This is a genomic window from Bartonella sp. AP21QHHD, from assembly GCF_042196205.1.
Lineage (GTDB): Bacteria > Pseudomonadota > Alphaproteobacteria > Rhizobiales > Rhizobiaceae > Bartonella.
Genome location: NZ_JBHIPT010000130.1, coordinates 1 through 2,971 on the forward strand (window position 1 = coordinate 1; position 2,971 = coordinate 2,971).

2 protein-coding genes and 1 pseudogene are annotated in these 2,971 nt (G+C 38.2%); all 3 read left to right on the forward strand.

Annotation, left to right across the window (positions count from 1 at the left end; all coding sequences use genetic code 11):
* Positions 1 to 223 (forward strand): annotated as a pseudogene (locus tag ACFIMC_RS10170) (SMI1/KNR4 family protein); the annotation flags it as partial.
* A gap of 42 nt (positions 224 to 265) precedes the next feature.
* On the forward strand, positions 266 to 853 hold the full coding sequence (locus ACFIMC_RS10175; protein WP_375681037.1) for an SMI1/KNR4 family protein: 588 nt from the start codon (positions 266 to 268) through the stop codon (positions 851 to 853).
* Between the two features lie 99 nt (positions 854 to 952).
* Positions 953 to 2,971: DUF6990 domain-containing protein (locus tag ACFIMC_RS10180; RefSeq protein ID WP_375681038.1), on the forward strand; the 2,019-nt coding region annotated here is incomplete at its 3' end.

The following is a 2,971-nucleotide window of genomic DNA, read 5'->3' on the forward strand; positions in this document are numbered from 1 at the left end:
TCGGGATGGAGAATGTCCAATCTATGTTATGTATCCATTGGATAATTGCGAATATTACGCCAGTAATTTTTATGAATTCCTATGCAAAAGAATTAAAGTACACGCGGGAGTTGAGATACCTGAAGGTGATCAACCGATTGAAAAGATTGAGCACACTCCCACTCCGCAACCTGTACCTTTTTACAAGAGTTTTTGGAAAAAACTATGGAGGAGGGGCAATTGATAGGGGAAATATGGAGCGTTACGCAAGTTTTGAGGATCATCTATGAAAACCTATACCTTAGCTGATGTTGCAGTATTAATTGATAAAGTGAATAAATATGATGATGAGATTATCAATTTGGGTAGTGAAGATGATGAAGAGAATGAAACAGATGATCTACAGATTGAAAAGGCGGAGAAAACTCTCGGCGTACAATTCACATCCTCTTACAAAGTTTTTTTAAAAAAATATGGAGGAGGAGAAATTGGTGGTGAAGAAATTTATAGCCTTTATGGAGATTGTGGGGAAGGTATTCCTGCTGGTGATATTGTTTACCAAAACTTACTCGATAGAAAACATGGTTTTGCGACACCAGAACAGCTCGTTGTGAGTTATGATCTTGATGAAACCTTTTATTTTGATTATACGCAGTTTAGGGATGGAGAATGTCCAATCTATGTCATGTTTGCGGATGAGGAGTCCGAATATTACGCCAGTAATTTTTATGAATTCCTATGCAAAAGAATTAAAGTACACGCGGGAGTTGAGATACCTGATGGTGATCAACCGATTGAAAAGATTGAGAACACTCCCACTCCGCAACCTATCCCTTTTTACAAGAGTTTTTGGAAAAAACTATGGAAGAGGTGAAATTGATAGTGAGGAAATATATAGTCTTTCTAGAGAGCCTAAGTATTACATAAGTAATTTTTATGTAAAAGAATTACAGATCATGCTGGGGGAATGATGATGCAAACCAAAGATGTCACAGAGATTTTAAAAAGACTGGGCTGGGAGCCTTATCGTGATAACGTGGGGGATACTTTTGCGCATTATCATCTTCCTGACCGCATTGTGGGCATAGGCTATGATATAAAAAATTATGGAGAGAGCGGCAAAGAGTTCCGGTTATCGGCTAAACTCACTACTGCTTCCTATTGCCTTGCTCGGGAATATTCTAGAGGTGAAAAATCACAGCGTAAATATGAAGATGTGCTGTTTTACGCGAAGGAGGATTTTAATGTTAAAGCTCCGGATCTTTCCGAAAGCCATATCACAACCGCTTTAAACAAAGTGATTGCATGGGCGCAAGCACAGGATATTGAAAAAAAGTTGTGCGAGGAAGCTACTAATCATTCTGCCGTTGCACAAGCATTACTTGGTGATATGGAGGCTTTAAGGAGTGATAGATCTACCCCAAAACTATCTGTGCCAGAATTTGCAGATTATAAAACAATGACATCGGATGATCGCCTGCTTTTTTTTGCACAGGCCTATAAAAATGGGGAATTAGACGATATTCTAATGCGTAAAAAGCCAAAAAAGCAACAGATGAGTCTCACAGCAGCAATGCGCGTTCTTAAAACACAAGGGTGGTTTTCTACGGAGCCTAGAAAAATGTGGTTGGTTTTGCCCGACCGCTTTATTCAATTTGATTTTGGTTTTATACGTCTTCATGATAATTACAATGTCCGTATTGAAGCTGAAATATCTAATGAAATTATTTCTGTAGCTTGTAAATATATTCACTATAGTGGGGAGTATCGGTGCATATCACCTACAAATACTTATAATTCTTTTAACACGATTGGGGGGGGGATTTTTAGTGGTTTTGATAAAGGCATTGATATTTGTGTAGAGACATTAGATGAGCAAGAGCTTATCAAAATCTCTGAGCGAATAATACAATGGGCACGTGCCCAAGATTTACAAGCATCAATAGAAAGCAAAACACGTGTTCAAAAGTATAGCTACAATATACGTATAGTCTGGCATTTAGCTTGTTTAGCATTGACAGGTCAAATTGATATCCTGAAATCTTATCAAAATTTTTTAGAAGCCGGTACGATTTCTGGACATTTAGAAGACCGTGAAGTGGAGAAGTATGTTAATCACGCAGTTCAATTTGCTGAAGAGCATCTGAAAATCTTTAATGAGCGAAAAGCCATAGATGATCGTCTTAGTTTGCAAGATTTGTCTTTTCTTAATACAGTTTCTGAAGACTTAAAAAGGATGGGGTGGACAGTTTATCGCGATAAGAACTATGATCGCAATGCTTATTTTGTAAGTAAAGACCGTATCATCAATATAATGTACAGTCTTCAAAGTGATGAAGAAGAGCCGATTGTTGTATTTAAGGCTTCGCTTTCAACACTTGGCTTTTCTACTGCTCATAGAGAGATGTTTCCTAGATTGCCCCAATATATAGCTCTCAAAGAGGCAGAAGAATTTTATACAGTTTCTAGTACTGAATTGGATGAAGGCAAGCTAAAGGAGATTTGTACAGATATACTTGAGTGGGCTGATCGGCAAAATGTCAATCAAATCATCTATGATTATGCCGCTTTGCCAACAAACAGTGAAGCTCACCTTGTGGCACGTCACTTTATAGCACTCATTCTGATTGGTGATATTGAAAAGCTCAAATTTTATAAGGAAAGTTTCAGGGCAAAGAACCATCTAGGCTTTGTGGAAGGTATCACGAAATATACGATTGACAACTCTCTTACTCTTGCACGGGGTTATCGAGCAGGTTTTCCGAAAAATGCACCGATTTTAAGCTTGGATGCGCAAACAGCATCTGTTGCTTCTAAAACAACTTCTGTTGAAGTGGCAGAAGAAGTAAATGAAGCGGATGACACTGATGATCGTCTCACCATGGAAAGTGCTCATGCACTTTTAAAAATCCTAGGCTGGTCAACCGAGAAAATCAATGAGAATGACCATATGGCAAGCTATCAATTGGCTGATCGTGAAGTAGACATTCTT

Bases quoted from the DNA above. Each gene is read 5' to 3' on its own strand.
- ACFIMC_RS10175 (WP_375681037.1), top strand. From the start codon at position 266: ATGAAAACCTATACCTTAGCTGATGTTGCAGTATTAATTGATAAAGTG.